Source organism: Chitinophaga sp. sic0106 (assembly GCF_019219075.1).
Lineage (GTDB): Bacteria > Bacteroidota > Bacteroidia > Chitinophagales > Chitinophagaceae > Chitinophaga.
On sequence record NZ_JAHUWJ010000027.1, the window covers coordinates 46,679 to 72,264 of the forward strand.

The window sequence follows — 25,586 nt, forward strand, 5'->3', positions numbered from 1 at the left end:
TTTTTACATTTGTTGCCGGTATGAAGAAATTATTGTTCCTGTTAATAGCTATTTATCCCCTGGTTGTGTTTAGCCAGGATAATCCCCTGAAGCCACTGCTGATGCAGGTGCAAAAGGAAGGACCTGCCGGCTGGCAAAAGTTGCAGCAAAAAATAAGTGCGGGTAAAGCCACCCCGGTGGATTACCTGAAAGCTGCGCTGATACAGGGGGAGAGCGAAGGAGCAATGGGTTACCTGACCACTGCCATTAATAAATTACCGGCCACCAGCCCGTATTATAAAGAGGCGCTGCTGCTACGCTCCAATGCCTGGATGCGGGAGGTAAACATCGATAGCGCCATGGCCGACTTGCAAAGAGTGCGTGCCGTAGATCCCAGGGAAACTGCCGCGCTGATCAATCTGTCGTACCTGGCCGGCACCAACGGCGACTACCGCGCAGCCGTGGATTACCTGCAGGTAGCCGCTACTATTGATACTGCGGATGCTAACATCTTTGCGAATATGGCTTATTATTATGCAGAAGGAGAAGCCTATGACAGTGCCGCGCTATATGGCGCCAAGGCCCTCAACTACACGAAGGAGGCCAAACTTACCGGTACTATTATGAATACCATTGGCTATGCCCAGGGGATGTCCGTATCCCGGGAAAGAGGGTTAGCCATCATCCGGAAGAGCCTGGAAATATATCCCGAAAATTCTTTTGCCTGGTTTAACATCGGCAGAATATATATGGCGATGAACAATCGCGATGAAGCCTGCGAAGCCTTTCGCAGGGCTAAAAGTCTGGGTGGCGTGAACCTCACTGCCGAATACCTGGAATCTTATTGTCAGTAATTGTTACACGGTACAGTTCCTCACACTGTAGTTGCCGGGGGATTAACGCCACATCCTGCGGATGGAGGTGTGTTGTGTGTAATGTAGTGTGGTAGCAGGTTTTAATGGTGTGTGCCTGTTGGGTATGGTTTGTGTTACTCGCTGTTACCACTTACCATAAAACTATCCTGACCATGCAAAAGAAGCAGCAATCTGATAAGCCTACTCAAAAAGATGAGCAGTTAACCCGGCATACCGAGGATGGGGCCGAACAATTTCTGACCACCAACCAGGGGGTGCGCATCAACGATAATCAGAATTCTCTGAAAGCTGGGGAGCGTGGTGCAACTTTGATGGAAGATTTTATTTTCCGTGAAAAGATGACACATTTTGATCATGAGCGTATTCCCGAGCGGGTGGTGCATGCCCGTGGAGAGGCTGCCCATGGTTATTTTCAGGTATATGAGTCGATGGCAGAATATACGAAGGCCGGTTTTCTGACGGAACCAGCACGTATCACTCCTGTGTTTGTACGATTTTCTACCGTGGCTGGTTCGCGGGGAAGCAGTGATCTGGCGCGGGATGTAAGAGGATTTGCCGTTAAATTTTATACAGCAGAAGGTAACTACGACCTTGTTGGAAATAATATGCCTGTGTTTTTTATCCAGGATGCCATGAAGTTTCCGGACTTTGTACATGCCGTGAAACCGGAGCCGCGCAATGAGATGCCGCAGGCTGCCTCCGCGCATGATACGTTTTGGGACTACGTGTCTATATCGCCGGAGAGCACACATATGGTACTATGGGTGATGAGCGACCGCGCAATTCCCCGGAGCCTGCGCATGATGGAAGGCTTTGGTGTACATACTTTCCGGTTTGTGAATGAAGCGGGTAAAGGCACCTTTGTAAAATTCCATTGGAAACCATTGCTGGGCGTGCATTCTGTAGCCTGGGATGAGGCGCAGAAAATTTCAGGGAAAGATCCTGATTTCCACCGCCGCGATTTATGGGATGCGATAGAAGCGGGCGACTACCCAGAGTGGGAGCTGGGCGTACAGCTGGTGCCGGAAGAAGATGAGCATAAATATCCATTTGATTTACTGGACCCTACTAAAATAATTCCTGAAGAGGTGGTGCCTGTGCAGCGAATCGGCAAGATGGTGCTGAACCGCAATCCGGATAATTTCTTTGCGGAAACGGAGCAGGTGGCATTTCACCCCGGGCATGTGGTGCCTGGCATTGATTTCACCAATGATCCGCTGTTGCAGGGGCGACTCTTTTCCTATAACGACACACAGCTGATCAGGCTTGGTGGTCCTAACTTCGCTGAAATACCAATTAACAGGCCTATTGCGCCCGTGCACAACAATCAGCGGGATGGTTATATGCGCCAGGCGATAAACCGCTCTCCGGCCTCCTATGAGCCCAATACGGTGGCTGGTGGTTGTCCGTACCAGGCGATGATGAAGCAGGGCGGTTATACTTCTTACCAGGAGCGGGTAGATGCACATAAGGTGAGGGGGCGCAGCGAAAGTTTCTTTGATCATTTCAGTCAGGCAGCCTTGTTTTTTCATAGTCAGTCCGAGCCTGAAAAATTACATATCATCAATGCTTTCCGGTTTGAGCTGGGCAAGGTTTCCCGAAAGGAAATCCGCCAGCGTATGCTGGGGATATTGAGTCAGGTAGATATTTATCTGGCGGAAAAAGTGGCCGAGGGACTGGGCATGCCCGTGCCGGAAGTGCTCGAGAAGCCAATCAACAGGGTGCGCCCGGCGGATGCAGCCGCAGAGGACTACGAGCCGAAGTGGGTATCGCAACAGGTGGGCGCTTCCGCGGCATTAAGTATGGCCAATACCGTTAAGGATTCCATTAAAACAAGAAAGGTCGCTTTTCTGGTAGCAGATGGGGTGGATGTGGGAGATGTGAATGCGATGAAGGGGGCGCTGGTATCGGCGGGAGCGGTGGTACAGCTGGTAGCTATGCATTTGGGAGACCTTAATGGCGCGGATGGGCAGATGCTTCCGGTGGATCAGAGTTTCCTGGCGGCGGCTTCTGTGTTGTTTGATGCCGTGTATGTGCCAGGGGGAGCAGATAGTGTTACTAAGCTCACTACTATCCCGGCAGCCGTACATTTTGTAAATGAAGCATACAAGCACTGCAAGGCGGTTTGTATGCATAAAGATGCCATTGCATTCCTCCGGAAAACTGCGTTGCCTTCGGATACACCGGCGGCAGGGTTGATCACCGGAAGTGATGCAGATGCATTTATGCATGCCATTGCACAACATCGCTTCTGGGAACGTGAAGCGGTGGATGATATTCCTGCGTAATTAACCATGCTGAGATAAACCAAAAACCTACAGTGGTTGTACCAGAAGTAAATTACCGGTGCAGAAAGTTTTGTTGCTTGTAAAGCCAGTACAGCCGGAGTTTTGCGAGTAACCAGATGAGTGTAATCCGCTACGGAATTTACTTTAGGTGCAACCACTTTTTTTATGAAAAAATAGCGCATTAATTTCTTCATTACGCAAATCCAATGCGTAGCAAATGGCGTACTTTGTATTGGAAGCCACGATAAAAAAGCAACCTGCGATAAGCTAGTTATCAAGTATAAAAAATGTTGTTTTTTCGTGTCGGATAATTTTGTGTGAACCTATTTTTAATTTAAATTGTGATGTTGAACCCTATTATTCGCGTTGTAAAATGCAGATATCTATCCGAATCATCTTTTCTCAGATTACCTCACTTATCTGGACACTCAAGTATCGAAGATTGCAGACTGTTTAACAGATCGTGTCATGACTGTTGACAAATAATATCCTATTTAAGCCTGGTCTTTCCCGGTAAAGCCACTGCCAGCGTTATGCCATACTATAACTGTATGCGGATCGGTGTGCCTGTACCTCAAGGGCGCGTGCCGGATACCATTGTTTGTTCATTTTTAAAGTATCGTTTATCATGAAGCCAGAAGTGATTTCCCGCAGGGAAGAAGGGGCGGCTATTGCCTACACCATCCTCAATAATAACGTACCGGAAATACAATTCCGCATTTATAAATACCTGTTAAACCGAAAGGGAACGTTTGTGCATCCGGTAACGGTGGGGCTCGACTTCGGCATCCCGTACAGTATAGCAGCAGTATGGGGGGGCACGCAGCTGAGATGCCTGATGAGAATGGGTGTGGTGACTGCGGTTGTTCATCCCGGTATTAATCAGCCACTACTGTATGGGGTGCCTCTATAATAATTTGTTAACCGTTTAATCACCTTTTGATATGAAGAAGTTACATCCGATAGGCCAAAGCCTGTCTGTAAGGCAGCGTGCGCACTTTGATGAGGTATGGGATAACATTGCTGCCTGCATTAGTATGCCGGTGTTGCATCCTGCTGAGCCGAGAATGATTCCTGTTTTTACAGCGGCAGAGCAGCTGCAGGAACAGTTGCTGCAGGTGGAAACACTGGTGATGCGCGCATCTTTTTATATTCCTGTAATCGGAAAACAGGCGTTACATGCCGGCATGGTAAAAATAAACCGTACACTTTTTTATGTAGATGATCAGTTGCCCGCAGGGTTGTTTCCGCATAGAGATAAGGCTTTGGCGTATGCACGAACACAAGGTTTGGAGCTGCTGAAATTATCGTTGCTGCGCGCCTTTGATGCAGGAGAGTTTGCAGCGGTTCATAAAGGGGCACGTGTAGTGAATAGGATCGATAAAAAACGTTTCTATGAGTTTCAGGTCAGGGAACTGGCAGAACAATCAGGTACGGAAAAAACGAATTAGGATGCAGCAGCCAGATGTAATCATCACCAATGCGCAATTGTACAACGATGCTATCCTGGATGTAACTACCAAGTTCACCTCCTTTGATGGCCGCGTATGGCAGGGTAAAATCAGGATCGAAACAGAAGCAGAAGGAACGATAGCTTTGATTGGACGGCATGAGTATAACGACTATGAAGAACAGTATGGGTTTATACTCGTGGCTGGTAATTAGCCGGTAGTCATGTATGAAAAAGAATGGTATCCTTTTAAAACAATTCAATGAGTATCAAAAAAAGTATTTATGAGACACTCGACAAAAGCCTGAAAAAAGACTTCGTAATCGGGGCATTTATGGGATGTATAGCCGCTATCATCGCATTGTTTTCCTGGGGAGTACACAACGAAATTCAAACGATCCGTTGCAATGAAAAGTTCGCTGCCTTTGCGGTGGACCTGCAACTACGGACTCAGCAAAAGCTGGATGAAAAAGACAGAGAGATTGATAGTCTCCGCCTGAAAGCGGCCATGGAGCTAAAGAGAGTGACTGAAATCCGGAAAAAGATAGCCGAACAAATAAAACAAGACACCATTAAATGAAGCCAATAATTGTAGTGATGTTGGTGATGATCACCTTGAGTGCCTCCCCGTCGGCCTCTGCTCCGGCCAGTGCACCGGAAGTATTCAGGCCGATTGACAGCATGATTGTGATGACTCATCACCGGAATGTGCAGCAGCTGGACACCACGATGCATCAGTTGCAGGATGCTGCTGCGCAATACACCGTGCTGGCAAAGCTTATTCATAAAAATTCACATCCTTAACCTATGAAATACCTGTTGCTGTTGCTGCCGCTGGGACTGGCAGCCTGTGGGAAAACGGTGAGGTCGGTGCAGCAGCTGCAATCCTCTGCCGAATGGACCGAACTGCATACGCTTACTACTGCCACCACGCTCGATACGCTGGTGGAGATAGCGGGAGATAGTCTTACGACTACAATAGATCTGCAATGTGATACATGCAAAGATCGTATAGTGCATAGAGCCGTAAATGGGAATGGCCTGCATATACAAGCGGTGTTCAATACCCGTACACAGCAGTTGCAGACGAAGATTTACGCGGAACCGCGTCAGGTGCCGGTTACTATCTCCCGTAAAACAATTAATACCAGTAAAAATGAAACACGGCAGCAGCAGCAACAAACTTTGGCGCATACACGTAAAACCGTAGGGATAAAATGGTGGTGGTACGTGCTGGTACTGGTGGCTGTATTACTGTTCATTTTCCGTAAAAAAAGATGAGCGATATACAAACAGGCAGTCTTATTATTTATAATTAAAACATAACAATTACATGCATCAGCTAACATTTACCGATGTGGAAAGGAAAATATCAGTGAGTATGGCTACTACCCTGAAAGATCCGCTGGATAAGGAGGAGCAGTTTTACCTGGCTGCTATCAACGGGATCACATCTTACCTTGATCAACAGTTGTTTTATTGCTGGAGTAAAGGTGTGCCTTATACTTTAAATGAGATGATTTATTTTGCGGAGATACAGCAGTTGAACCTAAAAATTTATGCAGATACAACCGATGTGCCGGTGGTGCAATACCTGCGATCTGCTGCATAAATTATGAGAAAAACAAGTTTTCAATTTTATCATTTTAAACTTGTTTTTCTTCTTCGCAATTTATATCTTTGACTTATCAAAAGATTGTTAGTTAACCGAATGAATTAATCCCTGAAATACTTTCCTGCAGCCGTTTTAAAGAGATGCAATTATTTTTGATCAAGCATGTTGCATACTTGTTTTTTTAGTTTGTTAATCCAGTTATAACTGCAGGCGTTTGTTAACATCGGGATGAGTTTTCAATTGTATTTTTTATGGCGGAATCACTGAATATTTTTCCTGAATCATTGGTGAGGGAAAGTATAGGTAAAGCACTGACCCATATTAAGACCAGTACTATGGATTACCTGGCCGTATTGCTGAATGGGATGCAGTGGGAGGGTTATGATTTCTACCAGCAGGCAAAGTCGTTGCTGATAGAAGAATCCGGCGGCAGGCAGCTGTCAATGGGGTACCGGTATGATGCGCAGCAAACGGTGTCTCCTGCACTGATCCTGGCGATGGAGAGTGAGGAGCCTGCATCCACTAATGAGTGGCTGGCGCTGGGGCAGGGGTTTGTGACTGCGGATGATCTGGTATTGGGAGATGGAGAGGCTACCTATTTTACAAGGCGAAAGAAAGCGACGATGTCGCTGACGATACTATCCGATAATCCTGCCGAAACAGCGATGCTGTATACAACGATGACCGGGTTGTTGTTATCCCTGCAATTACATCTGCATTTATCAGGGCTGGAGCAGTTAACCATTGGGGGCGGAAGCAGCGGGCGTTATGAGGCGTTATTACCCGCCATATCCAGCAGGGTGATCCTGTTGAACTTTGAGTATAACTACAGCGCTCCTTCCATTCCCGCGGGACTGCAATAAGGCAGTATTATTTCTGCATAAAAAGATCGCTTCACAGAATCTTGAGTAAAGATTGCTATCATTATTGATTAGTATTTTTAATGGCAACAAAAGTAAACATTAACGGAAAGCTGACGTCGTTACCAGGCGTGTATGCAATTACCAAATCAGGCATTGTTAACCCGCCAACCAATTTATCCTATGGTAACATTGTAATTATTGATGACGGTATTGGCGCTGGTTTCGGTGCGGGTACAGGCGTGCTGGGCACTGCGAAGCAGGGAGCCGACAGTATCTACGAATTTTCTTCCCTGCAGGCGATGCGTGATTTTGTGAAAGGTGGTGAGCTGTGGAACCTGGCTTTACCGCTGTTCAAACCTGCCAGATCTTCTGCGGCGCCTATCAATGGCGTAAGCAAAGTATTTCTCATCCATGCCAGAGAAACGGCGCCTGCTGCTATCAGCCTGGAGCTGACAAACGGTAGCCTGGATATCGAAACCCTGGACGAAGGAATGAATGCAAACGGTTTGCTGACCGCCGGTAAGCTGGTACGTGGTTATGCCGCTAAACTCAGTGCTGGTGTTTCAGATGCCACCAAGTTTGTACTGTCACTTTACCATGGCGCCTTCAGGGGTACTGATGCGCTGAACAATGCCCCGTACGACGGCATTGCAGCTGCCGACACCCGTGCGGCACAAATCGTGTCTTCCCCGGAAGTAGCCACCATCACTGAGCTGGTAGCCTGGATGAATGCCAGCAGTGCATTTAAAACCGGCTTCCGCCTGAAAGATTCAGCGGTAACTACCACCGGCGCTATCGTAGCGGCCGACCTGGTAACCTACCCGGATTATGTACTGGCAACAGGTGCAACAGAATCCTATACCCCGGCAGCTTTTGATGCAGCACTGAGCGCATTGAACACCCAGGATTTCACCTTCTTCTTCAGCACCCGCTATGCCAATGAGGTGAAACATGCTAACAACCAGAAACTGCTCGACTTTATCACCAGCGGTGAATCCAAATACGAGCGCTTTATGCTGGCCGCAGGCCAGGCAGATAAAGCCGGATTCAATACCGGTGAAAACTCCAGCATTGCTGCCGCACATTATTACAATAATGATAAAGTAATCCTTGTGCATGGTGCTGCCAAAATAACCACCCAATCAGGTTTTAAACTGGTAAGTCAGCTGTATAAAGCCGCCGCAGTATTAGGCCGCATCGCAGGCCTTGCTCCACAAACACCGGCTACTTTCAAACGTATCGGTATCAACGGAGAAGTACATAAACTGGATAATGCCGAGCTGGAACTGGCTAACAACAGCGGGCTGCTGGTGACCCACTACGATTACGAACTGGACGACTACGTAATCCTTCAGGGTATCAATACGCTGCAGCAAAACGAGTACCTCGTCAATGAAGATGGTACCTCCGCCAGCATCGCCGTGAAACGGATCACCGCACAGCTGAACAAAGAAATCGTGGTGAATGCAAAACGTAAATTCTTCGGTAAAGATAATGTGGGCCCTAACCGCAATACCGTTACTGAAGCCGACCTCAAAGCATGGCTGGAAGGATTCCTGCAAAGCAGAACAGCTAACGCACTCACGGATAACCTGATCATCCGCTTCGGTAATGTAAGTGCTACCGTTTCCGGTGATAACTACTACGTGCTGTACGAGTTTGTGCCAAACTATGAAGTGAATAAAATAGTGATCACCGGCGTGATCCTGGAAGCTTAATACTTCCACCGTAACGATTGCAGATCGCTGTTTGTATTTATTTTTTATTCAATGGCAGAAAAGGTTTTTACTGGAGCTATAGCTTTAATTAAATGTGAAGGAGAAGTAATCGGTTTAATGCGTAACGTAACCGCTACTGAAAATATCCGTAGAGTACCCGTAAGAGGTATCGGCACCATCATGGCGTCTGAACAGGCAGTTACCGAGTGGGAAGGTACGCTTACCTGTGAGTTTATGGAAGTACGCTTCGATAAAACAGGTATTAAAAATGCAATCAGAAGAGCATTCCCAAGCATCGGTTCGCAGGTACTCAATGATGGTACTTCATTCGAAGATCAGCTGATCCTCGATACGGATGGCGTACAACTGGATATCTTCAAAAAGGTATCTGACGTAATTGATGCCCAAGGTGTCATCAAACCTAAATTACAGCCCTACGCCAGCGTGAAAAACTGTCTGATTGAATCCGACAGCTTCAACATCAGCGAAGCAGCTATCGCCGGACATAACCAGTCATTCAAATACCTGACCCCGATTACTTATATCCAATAATAAGTAATGGACCCCTAACACATTTCTAAACAATTAATGCTTTTTCATAATGAACGAAGGCACAAACGAAAAGAAAATGCCACTCAGATCTGTATCCGTCCGTATTGGCAATAACGATTATACCATCAATTATCCCAACACCGGTCAATTAATTGATATTGACGTGTTGAAGGCACAGTTCTCTGGAGGTAATTATGAAAAGCTGAAATACAGCTATGATGCAGGTTTCCTGCGCAGCGCAGTGACGATTGATGCGGTAGCCACCTTCAATGTGTTGCTGCCACAACTCAAAGACGATCTGACTGTGAAGTCACTCTTTGCCCTGGACCGCGACAAAATGGAAATGGTGCTCAACGAGTATATCTCTAAAGTAGTACCCTGGTTTGAACAATGGGATCAGCTGCTGGCCAATCCCAACGACAAACAACCATAATGGAACATCCGGCATTGGATAACTTGAAATCATATGCTGTAAAATGGAATAATCGTTACCCATTGGATAAATGGTACAGGAAAAAATACCAGGTAGGATTTGGCACGGCCGCTCATCGTGAGCTGTGCCAGATCAATATCCTGGTCGAATATCTCGAGGAACAGGCATTTACTGAGTCGCAGGAATTCCATTTACACCAGAAAGAGAATGAAAAAGAATTGAAAGATGGTATTTGGATCAGGGAACGAAAAGATCCTGAACAGGAAGATAAACTCTTTGGCGACCTGTCCAATATCGATTTAAACACTATTCAATATTAATCTTATGGCTGGAGAAAACAGTATTCAAGTTACGATTAGTAATGGTGGAATAGACCTGACAGCCTATCTGATAAAATTGCAGAAACAGGCAACGGAAACCAACAGAAAATTGCAGGATGATGGTAAGGCCCAAAATAAATTAGCACAGGATCAGCTGAAACTGATCAATGACCAGGTGGATGCCCTGACCAAACTCAGCAACCTGGAAGTGGCCATGGCTCGTCGCCGGAAAGATTTTTACCGGGAACAACGGCAAGCGGAAACTGAGCTGCAGCGTATTCGGTCACACCAGTCCCTCCCAGGAGTAGCTGTTAGCGCCACCAATCTCAGTGGAGTAGGTCAGGTTGACTGGAGTTATACCACCAGCCGTCAAAATCTCGGCTTACAGGCAAAAGGTTCGTCCGGTGGCTTTGACCAGTTTGATACCCTGGTAAGGGCCATGCATGATAACCGGGACGCCATCAGCAACGCCGCACAACAACAGATAGCACAATTTTCCAATGAAGCAGGGTCCATCGTAGCCGCAATAGATGCCGTAAAGGAAGAAATCGGCAAGCTCGGTGACCTGATCCCTTCAGAAGTGGAATGTTCCTGCGAAGGCAGTGACGGCGGCGGGAGTGGTGGAAGCAGCGGTGGCGGTGATGATGAATTGCAACGCCGCTATGCAAGGCGGTATCCGCTGGCAGGACTCGGCAAGGCATTAACATCAACCCTGGCTAACCCTGAGACCTATACGCAGCTGGTGTCCTTTGCAGCCAAGCAATACAGTGTGCATGCCAACGCTGAAAATAGTTTTCAGACCATAAAAAATGACACAGAGGTAGCCTGGGGCATTGGCGGCGGGGCTGTGGGCGCATTAGCCGGCTCCCTGGTAGGAATGCCGATACTCGGTGCACAGCTTGGCTATACCATTGGCAGCACCATCGGTGGAGCCAAAGGAGAACAAGACCAGAAAAAAGCGATTGCACAACAGGAATTTGAAGCATTGGTGAATCGCTTGAACGGCTTCACCGGCAGGGAATTCAGCGTAGGCGTACCGCGCCTGAGCCAATACGGTGTAGATGCGTTTCAGTCTGCCGAACTGATGGAGAAAGTAGCCACCAAAGGCGGCATGGGTGAAGCAGCACGTTATACCTCAGAACTGGTAAGCATCAGCAAGGCATATAACGTAGGCCAGAACGAGTTAATGGGACTGATCGAACTGCAAGGTACCAACAAGGAAGGGAACAACTCCCTCACCGCACTTGTATCAGGACTCATCGACAGAGGGGTATCCTCCAAAATGATCAAGTCAGGTGATTATGCAGGCCTGGGGGATTACTTCAACAAGTTCGCTACGCTGCACACACAGTTTCTGAAAAACCAAACGTTTGTGGGTACCAATACTACCGCAGATATTATGGCCAGATTTCAGCAGGTTGGCGGCATGTTCAGTATGTCGGATCCACGTGGTATGAGCAATGCAATGGCCGTACAGGATGGACTTTCGCATCCTGATTCCGACGTCACAAAAGCCATGTCCTTTATGGCATTGCGCAAAATTGCACCTAATGCCTCTATGTATGAGCTGCTCGAAATGCAGGAGCAAGGCCTGTCTGGTAAAAAGGGAAATGAATATATGCAATCAATCGTGAAAACAGCCCATACCCTCGGTAGTGATGATGATGGCCGCATGTTTATCAAGCGCTTCTTCCCCCAACTGAGCTACACCGCCTCCAGAGAACTGTTTGATAACAGTGACGCCTTTAACGGTGTTACAAAAAAAGGCTACCTGGAATCAATGGGGTTACCTATCCGCGATTTCGACGTACTCGGCAAACAAAATACCACACAAATGGACAGAGAAACCGCCGAACATAAAGATAAAGCAGTCGCAGGTATGAATGAAGTTGCCCAGGTAATGAGTGATAAGGTATATGAAGCGCTGATACGATCCCTATCGGGTTCAAGCATCAAGCTGGAAAATGGAACACTGGAAATCGGAAAATCATCCGCATCAACACTGCCATCCATGCCGGCAATGAGAAAAGATAATACCCTGGCACCTATCGCCTTTAAGGAAACCATGAAGTTTGCCCCTAATCCCATTCATTAACATCACTACGAAATAAATGCTATGAGTGACAAAGTATATATCATTACACATACCAATCCTGATATCAAAACAGTACGTGATTTAGTGAACGAAAAGGGCTCTCCTGCCGCCGCCTATGCCGGTAATATCGATGCATTCGGTCAGGTGGAGATCAGAAAAGGTTATACGAACAAACAGGCCCTCATCGATGCTCATATACTTGCTGGTGATAGAAAATCAGCAGAGAATGTGGCACTGGCAGATATCGTGTTAGTACTGAATACCAAGCTGGCAGTAGAAATCGAAAAGCTGGACAGATGCGCCTTACTAACACAAGGTATTGAGGTGGTGAGTAATGACTTTACCATGTTCAAAGCTGATAAACTGGCTGAACTGGAATCTGATACCGGATACAAAACGGCTGTAGACCTGGATAGTGAGGCTAATATGGAATGGATGGGAAAAACTATGCAACGTTATCCCAATGCTACCGTATGGATCTGGACAAAAGCACTCTCCGATTACAATGCCGGTGAAAAAAATGGAAAAATATTTGACCTCACACCTTATCTCACGCGGCTGGTAACTAACGTGTCCAGGAGCGGTGGCGGGCATTTTCAGCTATCGCTGGCACCTATCCGCTGCGAAATGGTCAATAATACCTGGGTATTACGGACAGCAGACCGTAAAGATTATCAAAAGCTGGACGGTATCGGGCGCAAACAATTCTTTTCGAGTGGAAATCTATTTGGTATAGATGGCAAAATTGCTGAAGACGGTACCAGAACATTGGCCAGGAATTCATTCCTCTTTAATAACATCATCACACCCAATGATGTGGTGTTTATCCGACTGGAAACACTGGAGATGGAAAAGGTGCAGCGTGAGGAAGATCAGCTGGCCGATATCATCAATAAAAACAGCCTGCCGGACCGTATCTATGATATGATTGCACTGGTGGATAAAACCAGTATCACTATCAACGCCACCAACAATGACGTCAGTATCGATGTCACCGGCCGCGATTTATCCAAGCTGATATACGATGATGGTACTTACTTCCTCCCTTTCGAGTTCACGAAAGGGAAAATGGGAGGGATGGGGTCTGCTACCACCAATAATCCGTTGATAGAAAGGATGTGGAACGGTAATGCGCTCTCTATGCTGGGACCCTATAACCCACAATCCCTCGATACGGTGATCCGGTTTATTATTCAACAGCTCTCCACCATTAAGATCGTACCGGACGACTTATTCAGTGCCTATAATACCGGTGGTAAGAACCGCCTGAATACCCGGTATGACGTACTCCCGGCCGATCATGCTACTAAGGAACAATTGAGAGGAAAGCTGGAACAACATAAAACTGAAGCCAAAAATATTTTTGCAAGAATTCGCAGGGATAATTCACTCGCATTCCAAAGGAAAGCCGAAGAGGAGAAAAAAGTAGATGAAATATTTGCTGAAGTACTTCGCTTTTTTAAGCATATCCGTAAAATGAAGGTCAGGTCTGTAGCCGGCAATGAAACAAAAGGCTGGGAAAAAAATACCTATGTCAGGCAGAACGGTGGCAATGAAGTTGTTCCTGCAGACAGTATTCCCATCTATTTCAGGGAAAATATCTATGGATTAATTAGTGATGAAGCTGCTTCTGTTACCATGCTGTATGCCGACAACTGGATGCCTGCAATAGATGCCTACATTGATTTGGAACACGCACAGCCAACATATAAGGAGGAACTGACAGCATCTGCCGCAAAAGGCATCTGGCAGATTGTAAAAATGGTAGTTGATAAAAATGTTAGTTCCAGGTTGTTAATCGATAGCTCCATGTCCACAGCTACCGGAAGCCTCATAAACTTCTTCAAAAAGATTTGTCAGCATCCGTTTGTAGAATTTCAGATGGATACCTACGGAGATATGTTCTATATCATGGTCCGTAAACCGCCATTTGACCGAAAATCTATCTTAAGTGCGTTGAAAGGAAGTATCCGTACGGAGCAGCATACAGATAGTGCCACTGGTGAAACTACCACCACAGAAATAAGAAAACCGGCTGTGATAACAGTGGAGTCGTCCCAGGTGCTTAGTGAAACACTTGAGTTCTCCGATACAGAAGCTGTTTCCTGGTATCAGCTGATTCCTAAAGCAAATCCGATTGGGCCACGGGATTCATTTGCCATGGCTGCTTTACCGGCATTGTACTTTAAAGAGTATGCGGAATATTTCGGATCAAGATCCATGCAACTGACACATAACTATCTGCCCAGCACCGTATACAGTGGCCGTAATATGGGAGAGTTGAATATCATCGAAGCTCAGTCGATATTCGATCTGAAACAAATGATTGAATCTACTGCCTACCTCCCGTTCACGCGCCAGGGGACAATCACAATCCTGCGTGACCGAAGAATAAAAGCCGGAAACTTTATCAGGTACGAACCTACTGGTGAGATATTTTTTGTGGAAGGGGTACAGCATAACCTGCAGGTAACGGATACCTCGGTAGAAGCTACTACCGCTATTCAGGTGAGTCGTGGCATGGTAGAACAGTTGATTTATGGCGTTCCTATAAAAGCTCAGCCGGGATCAGCAGATACGGAGGTCGTATATGCTTCCTACTTTAATATCATCCAGACAATATCAGAATTCAGGTATGCAGAGTTAAAGAGTAACAAGGTAGTCACTACTACGGAGGTGCCTCCTGCCACCGCCACTCCATCCCAATCCGCCGCTACAACGCAGGAAGCGAATAAAAAAGAGGAGCAGCCTGCCGCCAGTAAAAGTACCCGCCGGGCGGAACTGGACGCCCGTAACGAGATTGCGAAAGGGGTGTTGGAAAGATATCCTGAGGCACAATGGCCTATTATCCGCGACTTCATCCGGGAGATTAATCGCACCACCGATTACTGGGTTATCATTCTTCCGGAAGCAGGACCAAGAACCAAGGCGGAACAAACCGTTTTGTGGACAAAAAACAAGCGGAATGCACTACCTGGTACCAGCAGGCATGAGAGAAGTGCGGCATTGGATATCTCCCTGATTCATAAAAAAACAAAAAAGATTATCTCGAAGAGTACACCATTGGAGATATGGAAAAGTACCGGTGTTGTAGAAGTAGGGGACCGGGTGGGTATGCAATGGACAGATGGACGCGGTTATGGTAATTTTCTCAGCAGGAGTGGTGGTAAGCCCTACTATGATCCCGTGCATTTTCAGATCAAAGACCCGGTACTGGCATCACTGGCAAAAGGAACTCCCTATAAACAACCGGATCCTCCGGCAGAAGTGGTGAACATTGCTCAAACAGGGGCCGCACAAAAAAATGTATCAAACATAGATGATGTGTTTAAATACTTTAAAGTGAATCCTACTGTATTCAACTACTTTCTAAACCGGCTGCAAATGAATCCGACGTTCCGGACAGTGACTAGTAAACAGGTGCTGGTCGGGATAAATGATGATGCGGATATCGAGGTAATCGGACAGCGAATGAAGCCTAATAAAAAATAATTTAATCATGTATACACTTGGCCGAACACCATTGCTTGATTTGAAATATGCTGTTGGTATCGCATATGTCGCTATCCCAACGGATATTGACCGGGACGTTTACATCCGGGATTGCTATCAGAATTACACCATCAGCGTATGGGGCGATGACGGAAGCTTTATGAACAGATTGCCGGTATCGCCTGAGGTGATGAATCACCTGGAGTTTCCTGCAACCGTCGATAAACTGGGGTCTCCGGTAGTATATGTAACGGAGGAAGCGCAGAGTCTCCCGATCGTAATAGCCAGGTTTCCTGTAGCCGACCAACTCGGCGGTGCACATGAATCCGCTATTAAGTGGTCCAGCACATTTGAAGATGCACACGTGGATATCGAAGGCTCTCCCAAATACAAAAATCTCCTGCTGGCGGTCAACGGCGGCGCACTGGGCGGCACCATGCGCCTGCAGGTAACAGGTCAGCAGGCTGGAAAACTGGCGATGGCAGTAAAAGGTGATGTGGAATGTATCGCATCTGAGGTAGTGGCATTTCGCCAACAGGGAGCTTTTCGTACCACTACGGTCGATAGGGCGGCAGCAGCGGATGATGATAGTAAAACAGCCGTGTTTGAGCAGTCCCCGGGACAAAATGGTTTTAAAGGAGAGAAATTTATCATTAATAACGGAGAAGAGCCATTTGTGCTGGGGAATAAGCTGAAAAATTTCTTATCTGACCTGATTGACGAACTGAGTAAAACTACTGTTTCAACTGCCATTGGCCAGCAACCATTATTGAATGCCACACAGATAGCGGCCTTTAAGAACAAGACAGATGAATTTTTAAGTAATGTAGGGTACATAAATAAATAAGCTATGCGGCAATGGGACCAGCCGCCAATATCGCACCGATCGTTTTAGAATCAACTGTAAAATAGATGAGCTTACAAAATGCCGTGCAGGCAAGAAATGCACTTTTACAGCAAAGCGGGAAAGAAGGGATCAATGTGATGTATCCGGAAGAGTTTGAGCAGTACATCTGTGCGCTCGAACTGGTAGATAAGGACGGCAGCACGTTAAAATATTTCATCTTCCCGGTAATGCCATCCAATATTGATGAATCGCAACCTAAGCCAACAAGTTTTAAACGAACGCTGGGAGGTATCGTAACCATGTCCAGTACTACGTTTTCACCGGTGGATATTACCCTCTCCGGCACCTTCGGACGGAAGTTCAGGATCCTCCTGGGGTCGAATTTTACCGACTTCGTAAGTGCTTTCCGAAAACCAAAAGGTAAAAACATTATTGAAAAAGCAAAGGATGCTGCCAGACAGGTTTTTGATGACCGAGTTAAAACAGGATATGGCTGCCTGAAAGTAATGGAGGAGCTGATAATGGATGCCGACAGGATCGATGAAAAGGGACCCCGCTTCCTGATCTTCTACAATCTTGCCTTTGGAAACAGTTATTATGTTAAACCAGTGTCATTCAAAATTTCAATGACTGAGGAGAATAATATGCTGCACCAGTATACCCTGGCGTTAAAGGCAATTGCCCCTTTGGCGGTAACCGCAGATCCGGCTGCAAGATATAAGGAACTGGATAAAGCACACCGCGTGCAGGAAAAGATGGATGCCACCATAAATCAACTCGCTGGCCTTTTAAATTTTGGAAATGATAAACTTAAATACCTTAATCGAATTTGAGCGGATCACAGGTAAAGCCATCGCGCAATACCTTCAGCAGGCACTGAATTTTTTTCAGACTGACTATCCATTGCTGGAAGCGTATTACGCTGGCAAACTTACTAGTGTGAAAAGTGATCCCTTTGCCAGTCTCGCCGCCCTCGAAACTGAAACCCAGGTTTTTTTAACCGCATTTCAGACGCATGGCGTACAGCTGACTAACAGTCAGTGGTGGTATTTGCTGGAGGAAGTAGAGAATATCGACAGCAGACTTAAAACGGTGCGTAATATTAACCGATGGGCAAGATCCACCCGCTCTAATATTGCGTTCAATAACGGAATGGCCTTCGATTATGTGATGCCTGCAGGACAAACCATGGAAAGGATTTCCAGGGATTTACTGAAAGATACCTGGGCGGATGATGATTGGGCAGATATTGCCATCAGCAATAATATCCGGGAAGAAGATTACACGCCTGATGGCGGTGTGAACCTGAAACTTACACAGTCGGCTGGTGCGGCTACCATCAAGGTATCCTCTGTAGTTGATTCCATGGAGGGAAAACGCATCCTGGGAAAAGATCTGCACCGGGCTTTACAATTTGCCGATAACGACCTGCTCACCCTCTCAGAAGATGACACGGTGTTTCAGAGTGTGGAAATCCTGGCGGCATTGAAAGTGAACGACAATCCATTTGCTCCTAACGACGGCTTGCAGACAGCAGTTATCATCGGCGGTAATCGTGCATCACTCAATTTTCCGGTAATCTCCCGGCAGATGACGGCCACCTTCCAATCGGATGATACACTGCAGGACTTTAGTATCAAAGAAATAAAAGTTGTGAATGATACCCTGCAGATAAACTACCAGGTAAGTACAAGATTGAATGAAACGATTGAAGCTAGTATTATAATATAATTATGGCACTGGATATTAAACCCTCTACATCCATTGAACGAAGATTACTTTTTCTGGAAACGTTGATCAACACGACCGATAAAGTAACGAAAGTAGCTGATAACTCGGTGCTTTCCGGCATCGCAACCGGCATCGCTAAAATTGTTGGCAAAGGAGAAAAGGATATTGTACTGGCGCTGAGCCAGCTCTTTCCTGATACCGCTTTTGGCTCTCAGCTGGACCAGGTGGCATTGAACTTTGGGGTTGCCCCACGGATGGGGAGTCTCGGTGCCAGCACGTACGTTAGAGTAATGGCGAACCCGGGAACCTCCTATAATGCCAACCTGCATTTCCCCTTGTCAACAGCGGGTATCCGCTTTGAATTCGAGGAAGACTTCACCGTTGGAACAACAGGGTTCACCTACGCAAAGGTACGAAGCATCGAAAAGGGCGCTGCCACCAATGTGGATGCCTTGTCCATTTCCCGTGTAGTGCCAGCTCCAAGTGGTCACCTGAATGTGATTAATGAATGTCGCGCTGAATTTGGCCGCGATATGGAACCAGATGAATTTTTCCGTATCCGGATTAAAAACGGAGCCAACATACTTGCCCGTGGCACACTGGCAATGATGGAACAACTCTTTATTGCTATAAATCCCAAAGTCCTACGTGTATTTCATTACGGCAACAGCAACTCAGGAAAAGTAATACTAGGCATCGTTACACAGGACGGCTCCTTGCTAACCTCCACAGAAACAGATGAACTGCTGCAGAAAAGTGCTATGTACTTTTCATTGACAGAATATAAGCCTTTCGGTACGGCGTATTATGGTATAGAACTCAAAAATGGTACGTACGCACCCGTTGATATCTGTTTCCGCGCAGAGCTGGAGAAGACGGTTAACCCCGACGATATTCGCCGCAATATTCAAATAGTAATTTCTAAGTACCTCGACTTCCGCTATTTCGATCCGGCGCAGATGCGCGTAGAATGGGATAACCTGTTGCAGATAGTAAAAAATACAGCGGGTATCAAGTACGTGCCGGATCAGTATTTCTATCCTCGTACGGACCTGTCCATTGATCAGTTTGCATTGCCCCGGCTACGTGGATTTCTGATGCTGGACCTCGAAGGGAAAATTATTACCAACTTCAGTGGTACGCTTTCGCCGCTCTATTATCCAAACGTGATTGATCACGCTTACATGTCTACAATTTTAGATTTATAATTATGGCTATTCAAGCAGCAATATTCAGGGAGGAAGGCAATAGCATTATCCTCACCTGTTCGCCGGCAGTGGCTATCCTGGGTATATCCTCTTTTGCGGATGTCACTACCGGAGAAGACGGTAATAACTACTTCGAAAAGTATTTTCGTTATTCGGTTAACGGTGTTGACTATACGGAATGGAAGCAACTGACGATAGATCAGCTTACGGCCTTGCAATTTCCTGGTGATGAAGTGGTATACTTTGAGATGAAGTATGACCGTAAATTGAGTGATGCCGATGTAAAGCCGGAGGTAACCGATGCCTCGCTGGAGGCTGCAGGAACAGCTCCGCTGCCACAAACACCGGCATTCAGCAATTCGGTGTTCGCCAGGTACTTTGGTGCCTATGATCCGGAGGTGATCTCCTGGTACGTGAATGTTTTACAAAAGCTCCATGCAAAAGGTATTATTCCCAACTACCTGCATCGCGAAAATGAGGTTAACGGAAATGAAGATTTTATCGCTTTCTGGGAAACGGTGGCACATTTCGTCTCCTTCATGGTAATCTATGCCCGGAAATTCCAGCACTTCTATGAAACGGATTTCCTGTTGTCAGATTTTGTTTCCCAGCGCGGACTCGCAGTATCGGATAATAGTACCCTCCCTGAAATGACGGAGCTGATGGAGCATTTCTATCATCAGATATCCTATCGCGGTACCAAACATATATACGATAAAAAAGAGCTGGGAGCCACCATCGATGGGGAATTACTGCGGTTAATCAATTACAGGCAGGAGGATGAACTGCTGTTTAATCTCTATAAACCCGAACATTTCGGATGGAACCTGGGGAATGCCTCTCCATTATACAAAGGTCTGTACCTGAACGATAACATCAATAAAAATTATGAAACCCATTTTGATGTTAAAGCTCTTAATAAATATCCTGTGTATGGAGATGTGAGGGTAGCTATGGATGGTGATAAGTCAGTGATGAAGATCACAGATGGAGGTTTGAAAAGCAGTAATCCGGATTTTAGGATCAAAGTAGATCCCCGCCTGGACTATGAATTTTCCTTTCTCGTGAAAATGGATGCTGGCAGCCGGTTATCGGTAGGTTTCCATTCTTTTGACAAGGACGGTAATGCATTGAATGCGCGCTCCTATAAAGATGGTACTGACAAAAACTACTTTTTTGAGTCGGTGCAGCTGGTAAGGGATGATCAATACCTGGTAGTGAAGCTTTTCATCTACAACCGTAACAGGAAACCCTTTGCGCATGATACGACAGAAATTAAGCAAGGCAACGATCTCATCTTCCACCAGGATACTACCTATGTGATTCCTGTATTAGAAGTAGCCGGTACGGCAAATATTTGGGGATTGCGGATACTGCCTATGCAAACTAACTACTCCAGGGGGCTGGTTCAGGTAAACAACTTTATCAGTATCTGGATGCGCAACCGTAATCACTCCTTTGCTATTGACCAGGTCACCAGTTATATCAGGCATTACCTCATTCCATATAATTCCTGGATGGCTTTGACTGATGTAGGTGACGCCGGGTACAATGAAATCGAGGAAGTGCCGGAGTCGTTCTACTGGCTGCCGGAAGCTCCGTATTGTGAAACGACGGCCTGGAGGCCCGTAAGCCCCAGTTGTGAGGTGAAGGATCTTATCTGGACCGGGGAGATGGCCACGGCCTACTGTGAGAATTTTGGTGACGCAACCCCTAACCCCCCAACATTATAATTATGGCAAATACAGGAAAGAAACATTTTGCCCTGCTGGTACAGTATTCAGCTACCACAGGGCTCCCTACCGGGGTCTTGAAACCGAATGTGCCGGGTGATCCGGATTATGTGGAACCAGTAGTGGATGGAGTCGCGTGCCCTTTTACGCCCATACAGGATACACAGTTTGTTATTAATAACTATACCTCCAGGGAGCAGGCCGGCCCTGTTACCTATGAGGTAATCACAGGTGCCAATATGGGTACGCTTCAGGCAACTGAAAGTACTTCCTTCGCGGAGCCGGGAGAGAACCATTACATTTCATTCCAGGGAGAGCGCATAGGTACTAAGTGGAGGTACACCGGTGATACCATTACCTACGACTTTTTTGTATTTAAAAATGGTAAGCTATCAGAACTTGCCTCTGCGGGGAATATTGGGCAGAACATCAGGTTTTTTGAGCTCACGGGTAATATACTCATCAATGTAGTTTCCTCCGACAGGGGATATTATTCGCAGGCAAGCGCCGTAGCCTTTCAGATAGGAACAGATATAGGCACTGCCAGCTTCTCCTTTACAGGCAATGATGGCAATATTGTAGTGCTGGACAGTACTAATACTTTCGGTTCCTATGATGTTGACTATTATCACCCCGCTCCGGACTTTAACGGTACTAACAGCAACGACTATCCGCTGCTGATGGAAATAACCACGTATGACGGCGATTGGGTGCCGATTGACCCGGATGATCCCGATGGCGAATGGAGACCACTGCCTGTTGTGAATGCAGAAACAATCGAAGCTGGTGCTACTATCAACAGAAACTTTTCGGCAGAATTTGGTGGTGACTTCTTTATTCGAATCTCAAAGAAATAATATGCAGTATAAATTACTTCTGACACAAGCGGATACTATTATGTTCCGGTGGCAGTTGAAAGTCTTCTTTTCGGCTATTGAACACCTGGATATACCTAAGGAAAATATTGTGTTGTTAACGCAGGTAGATAAAAAGCCTTCTGACGAACTCCGCAAGTTTGAACGGTTTGCGACCTGCCACTATTTTGAAGATAACAGGAAGCGATTTTACAAGCCATCCTGTAAGCCACACCTGTACGGTAGGTTCTGGGAAATGTATCCTGAAAACAAACATGAATACTTCTTTTTTGCAGAGCAGGATATGTTGATTCATGCATTGCCGGAAGTGCCACTCAAAGCGGATACCTGGTATTGGAGCGATGCCAGTAAGTTCATTGAATCAGGAAAGTATGAACAGGTGATTGGTATGCAGCCCAGGCCTGATAAACCAGGCGGTTTTCACGCAATAGGTACCGGTGTAGATGCCGACTTCTGGTATAAAGTGGAAGAGGATAGTATTAAGCTGTTTGAGTACATGTGCAGGCACGTTGATCCGAAATACGACAGGTGGATTTGTGAGATGCGTGCCTGGATCTGGAATATATGGGATAAAGGTTTTAAGACAATATTGCCTGCTGAACTGGACTTTGAATATGGTAAAGGTATAAGGCGCCCTGTTAAACTATATCATCACCTGGACGCGAGAATATTTGACAAAACCAGGTTCCAGCACATAGAACCATTTGAGGTAATGCAACGATACCATGTGCCGGAAGAATTGTCGGTGTCGAGGTATATCAATGCGGTAAAAGATTGCAGTAAAAATTTCTTAAAAAAGTTTAACGATGCTTGATAATACAGGAAAATTGGTATTCCAGTGGTTGGAGCAAATTGATGCCAATACTGGTTTGCCTACCGGACTTCGTAAGCCAAATGATCCTGCTGACGCGGATTACGTGCCACCCACATGGAATTACGAAGCATGCCCGTTGCCATACGTTTGGGTACCTATAGATGGCTATTGTGAAGCTGCTTCCTTTTACTGTGCTCCCGGATATACATTATCTGCAGATGAAAAACATTGTAATAAAACAGGTACTGCAACAGCAGTAGCACCAGCCACTCCTTACAAGACCGTGGGTGTATCTAATGACCAATTCTGGAGTAACTATGCATATCTGTACAGCCTGGGTACATATACCCCTACAGGCGGAGGTTCTGCCAGCTATATAGGATATATGGATAATTTCTGGACCAATGTCAATGCAACAGCAACTGACGGTCCTATGAACAGATGCGGCCTTTGGGTGGATAACAATAACGATGGAAATGCGGATGTGGTGACGGGTAAATGGATGGGTTTTGTTGCCACTCTTGATGTGCCGGCAGATGAAACTGTTTTTGTAGGAATCAGTGCAGGGGCTGCTGCACGTATATTTCTCACTAACGCAGATGGAACTAATCAAACCGTGGTAAGTTACTCCAGTTCCACATTATACAGGGAGTGGCGAATATTTGAAGTGCAACTAAGAGCAGGGAAGAATCTGGTGCAGATGGAAGGTTATAACGGCGTATCAACACCTATGCTATTTGCTGCGGAAATCTACCGGAATACAGCCAGCGATTTTTATACGCTTACAGGTGCAGAAATGAACGTTGTTTGGTCTTCGGTTAACTTTCGCGGACAAAATTTTCAAACTGGTGAAGGTGGTTATTCCTGTCCGGCTGGTTATGCCCTGGACTATAATAACGGCAGTCCTGTATGCCGACAAATCCTGGCGGACCCTGTGAAGCAGCATAATTCCGGGAAAATCGTGTATCGCAACCGTAAACGTACACTCCGTGGAGTAGATGATGGTTATGTAGAACCTAATATCCAGGGGGAAGGCGAAGGGCCATACTTCCCACCAGCAACCGATACCGTTACCTGCCCTATTAATTAATCATGAAAACAGATGAGTATGGAAAATACCGGGATGATAAAATATAGTATGCTGGAGGAATTTAACCTCGGCACCGGCCAGGCTACCGGCAGGAAGAAAAGAAATGATCCAGCCGATCCTGATTATGTGCCTCCGAAATATGATCCGGAAAATTGCCCGGTTCCTCCCCTGGCCACCATAAGCAGTAATAAACTACAAGTGCGCATTGCTTACACCGGCAGTCAGTTTATCAGTTTTTCCCATGTGGAAATAGCCCCTTGGGACAAAAGCAGCAGCACTCCTGCCATTTACAATGATAAATGCCTGGTGCTGCCCGGACAAACACTTGATCTGCTGGCACAGCCCCAAAAGCACGTGGCAGAATGGTGGAAAATCAATCTTGTCAGCAGTAACTTCTCTAAAAAATTATCGCTGAACCTCATCATCCGGTATACCACTGTTGATGGCGTACAGGATCTGATCACCACCACTGTCGATATCAACACTGGTAAAGTATGGGATCATATACTACTGCCACGTACAACTTCCGGTGGCGTAAATCTCCTGGAGTTTATTTTGGCAGATACCACCATCCCTTCTGTCGAAAATATACCGCCAGTTGCCAACGCAGGCGCAGATGTATCTGTTTTTGTGGAAGATGAGCCGGCCGTACAGCTGCAAGGTAGCGGCACCGATGGGGACGGCTATATTGTTTCCTGGCACTGGGATAAAATTGTAGGTCCGGTAGCGTTTCAACTGAGTGATGCTAATGTAGCTCAGCCTATCATCACCGGACTGGTAGCAGGCCTGTATAAATTCAGACTAACCGTTACGGATAATCGTGGTGCCATCGGGCAGGATGAAGTAAGCATTATGGTAGATGCCAGAGAGGCAACTACCAATGGTACACTGCTGGCATATGTGGATTCCCTGGCGCAACAAGCATTTATCACGCAAATCGAATTGCGCCCTAACGGCGACGGCGATATGATTACCCTGCTGGATACCCCGTTAGGTAGCACAGATGGTGCGTTGTTAAAAACGCCGCCAAAAGGTACCTACGATATGTATGTGACCATTGCAGGTACTGCCGGCTCCGTAAAAGCAGATTACCAGCAGAAAGCCGTGTGCCAGCCATATCAGGGAGAAGGCTTGTATATATTCCATGATGTGACCATCGGTGATGGGGCAGAAGGAGTGGCGGTTACCTTATCCAGCGGCAGCTGTGGCGACGAACCGGTAACGCTGATCTATGCTAAACTTACCATCACCAACAATACCATTACAGAACAGGCGCTTTTGCCATTTGGTAAAAAGATAGTGCGCAGCGCGAATGTAAACGTACGTTTCTACCAGGATGCAGCACTCACCCAGCCGGCAACAGCCAATGTATTACTCAACTATCGTATTACCACTACTGATGCAGTAACCGCCGGTACACGTGTGCTGGATACCTATACCCAGGTGACGAACACGGATAGTATCCTGCTGACAAGAGACAGAGGCGAAGCCGTTTATGACCTGAGCCTGGACCCGGAAAAGCAGTTGCTAAGTGATACGGATATTACCTATGAGCTTTTGCCAGGCGTAGGTTATAAAGTGATAAGTTAAACAGATCGTTAAATTTTT

At 46.4% G+C, this 25,586-nt stretch carries 25 protein-coding genes; all 25 read left to right on the top strand.

What is annotated here, in order from left to right; all coding sequences use genetic code 11:
* The first annotated feature begins 20 nt into the window (after positions 1-20).
* Complete coding sequence (locus tag KW844_RS26880) at positions 21-833, top strand: tetratricopeptide repeat protein (RefSeq protein WP_218379864.1); 813 nt, start codon at positions 21-23, stop codon at positions 831-833.
* Between the two features lie 173 nt (positions 834-1,006).
* Positions 1,007-3,142 (top strand): catalase HPII, encoded by a 2,136-nt coding sequence (gene katE / locus KW844_RS26885; protein ID WP_218379865.1) that lies wholly within the window; start codon positions 1,007-1,009, stop codon positions 3,140-3,142.
* A gap of 628 nt (positions 3,143-3,770) precedes the next feature.
* Positions 3,771-4,055: a hypothetical protein gene (locus KW844_RS26890; protein WP_218379866.1), complete on the top strand. Its 285-nt coding sequence runs from the start codon at positions 3,771-3,773 to the stop codon at positions 4,053-4,055.
* Between the two features lie 31 nt (positions 4,056-4,086).
* Entirely contained in the window at positions 4,087-4,593 is a 507-nt protein-coding gene (locus KW844_RS26895; protein WP_218379867.1) for a hypothetical protein, read from the top strand.
* Position 4,594: 1 nt separating this feature from the next.
* On the top strand, positions 4,595-4,807 hold the full coding sequence (locus KW844_RS26900; RefSeq protein ID WP_218379868.1) for a hypothetical protein: 213 nt from the start codon (positions 4,595-4,597) through the stop codon (positions 4,805-4,807).
* A gap of 47 nt (positions 4,808-4,854) precedes the next feature.
* Positions 4,855-5,172 (top strand): hypothetical protein, encoded by a 318-nt coding sequence (locus tag KW844_RS26905; protein WP_218379869.1) that lies wholly within the window; start codon positions 4,855-4,857, stop codon positions 5,170-5,172.
* Positions 5,169-5,396, top strand: a complete 228-nt coding sequence (locus tag KW844_RS26910; protein ID WP_218379870.1) for a hypothetical protein — start codon at positions 5,169-5,171, stop codon at positions 5,394-5,396. The genes KW844_RS26905 and KW844_RS26910 overlap by 4 nt, the downstream gene beginning before the upstream one ends.
* A gap of 3 nt (positions 5,397-5,399) precedes the next feature.
* Positions 5,400-5,873 carry a hypothetical protein gene (locus tag KW844_RS26915; RefSeq protein WP_218379871.1) on the top strand — a complete coding sequence of 158 codons (474 nt, stop codon included), beginning with the start codon at positions 5,400-5,402 and terminating at the stop codon, positions 5,871-5,873.
* Positions 5,874-5,925: 52 nt separating this feature from the next.
* Positions 5,926-6,204, top strand: coding sequence for a hypothetical protein (locus KW844_RS26920; RefSeq protein ID WP_218379872.1), 279 nt, complete (start codon positions 5,926-5,928; stop codon positions 6,202-6,204).
* A 254-nt stretch (positions 6,205-6,458) separates the two neighbouring features.
* Positions 6,459-7,070, top strand: a complete 612-nt coding sequence (locus KW844_RS26925; RefSeq protein WP_218379873.1) for a hypothetical protein — start codon at positions 6,459-6,461, stop codon at positions 7,068-7,070.
* Between the two features lie 80 nt (positions 7,071-7,150).
* The gene (locus KW844_RS26930) at positions 7,151-8,788 is read left to right on the top strand and encodes a hypothetical protein (protein WP_218379874.1); all 1,638 of its coding nucleotides are present in this window, start codon (positions 7,151-7,153) and stop codon (positions 8,786-8,788) included.
* Between the two features lie 117 nt (positions 8,789-8,905).
* Positions 8,906-9,340: a hypothetical protein gene (locus tag KW844_RS26935; RefSeq protein WP_218379875.1), complete on the top strand. Its 435-nt coding sequence runs from the start codon at positions 8,906-8,908 to the stop codon at positions 9,338-9,340.
* A gap of 49 nt (positions 9,341-9,389) precedes the next feature.
* A complete protein-coding gene (locus tag KW844_RS26940; protein WP_218379876.1) occupies positions 9,390-9,773 on the top strand; it encodes a hypothetical protein in 384 nt (127 codons plus the stop codon).
* Positions 9,773-10,093 carry a hypothetical protein gene (locus KW844_RS26945; RefSeq protein ID WP_218379877.1) on the top strand — a complete coding sequence of 107 codons (321 nt, stop codon included), beginning with the start codon at positions 9,773-9,775 and terminating at the stop codon, positions 10,091-10,093. The genes KW844_RS26940 and KW844_RS26945 overlap by 1 nt, the downstream gene beginning before the upstream one ends.
* A gap of 4 nt (positions 10,094-10,097) precedes the next feature.
* Positions 10,098-12,188, top strand: coding sequence for a hypothetical protein (locus KW844_RS26950; RefSeq protein ID WP_218379878.1), 2,091 nt, complete (start codon positions 10,098-10,100; stop codon positions 12,186-12,188).
* A 21-nt stretch (positions 12,189-12,209) separates the two neighbouring features.
* Positions 12,210-15,680, top strand: a complete 3,471-nt coding sequence (locus tag KW844_RS26955) for a hypothetical protein (protein ID WP_218379879.1) — start codon at positions 12,210-12,212, stop codon at positions 15,678-15,680.
* Positions 15,681-15,687: 7 nt separating this feature from the next.
* Complete coding sequence (locus KW844_RS26960; protein ID WP_218379880.1) at positions 15,688-16,527, top strand: hypothetical protein; 840 nt, start codon at positions 15,688-15,690, stop codon at positions 16,525-16,527.
* Positions 16,528-16,592: 65 nt separating this feature from the next.
* Positions 16,593-17,360: a hypothetical protein gene (locus KW844_RS26965; RefSeq protein ID WP_218379881.1), complete on the top strand. Its 768-nt coding sequence runs from the start codon at positions 16,593-16,595 to the stop codon at positions 17,358-17,360.
* Positions 17,329-18,258 (top strand): hypothetical protein, encoded by a 930-nt coding sequence (locus KW844_RS26970; protein WP_218379882.1) that lies wholly within the window; start codon positions 17,329-17,331, stop codon positions 18,256-18,258. Before KW844_RS26965 ends, KW844_RS26970 begins: the two co-directional genes overlap by 32 nt.
* Before the next feature lie 2 nt (positions 18,259-18,260).
* Positions 18,261-19,466: a baseplate J/gp47 family protein gene (locus KW844_RS26975; RefSeq protein WP_218379883.1), complete on the top strand. Its 1,206-nt coding sequence runs from the start codon at positions 18,261-18,263 to the stop codon at positions 19,464-19,466.
* Positions 19,467-19,468: 2 nt separating this feature from the next.
* Complete coding sequence (locus tag KW844_RS26980) at positions 19,469-21,199, top strand: hypothetical protein (protein WP_218379884.1); 1,731 nt, start codon at positions 19,469-19,471, stop codon at positions 21,197-21,199.
* 2 nt (positions 21,200-21,201) lie between these two features.
* Positions 21,202-22,056, top strand: a complete 855-nt coding sequence (locus tag KW844_RS26985) for a hypothetical protein (RefSeq protein ID WP_218379885.1) — start codon at positions 21,202-21,204, stop codon at positions 22,054-22,056.
* Position 22,057: 1 nt separating this feature from the next.
* The gene (locus tag KW844_RS26990; RefSeq protein WP_218379886.1) at positions 22,058-22,888 is read left to right on the top strand and encodes a hypothetical protein; all 831 of its coding nucleotides are present in this window, start codon (positions 22,058-22,060) and stop codon (positions 22,886-22,888) included.
* The gene (locus KW844_RS26995) at positions 22,881-23,978 is read left to right on the top strand and encodes a hypothetical protein (RefSeq protein WP_218379887.1); all 1,098 of its coding nucleotides are present in this window, start codon (positions 22,881-22,883) and stop codon (positions 23,976-23,978) included. The genes KW844_RS26990 and KW844_RS26995 overlap by 8 nt, the downstream gene beginning before the upstream one ends.
* An 18-nt stretch (positions 23,979-23,996) precedes the next feature.
* On the top strand, positions 23,997-25,568 hold the full coding sequence (locus tag KW844_RS27000) for a PKD domain-containing protein (protein ID WP_218379888.1): 1,572 nt from the start codon (positions 23,997-23,999) through the stop codon (positions 25,566-25,568).
* Positions 25,569-25,586: the final 18 nt, after the last annotated feature.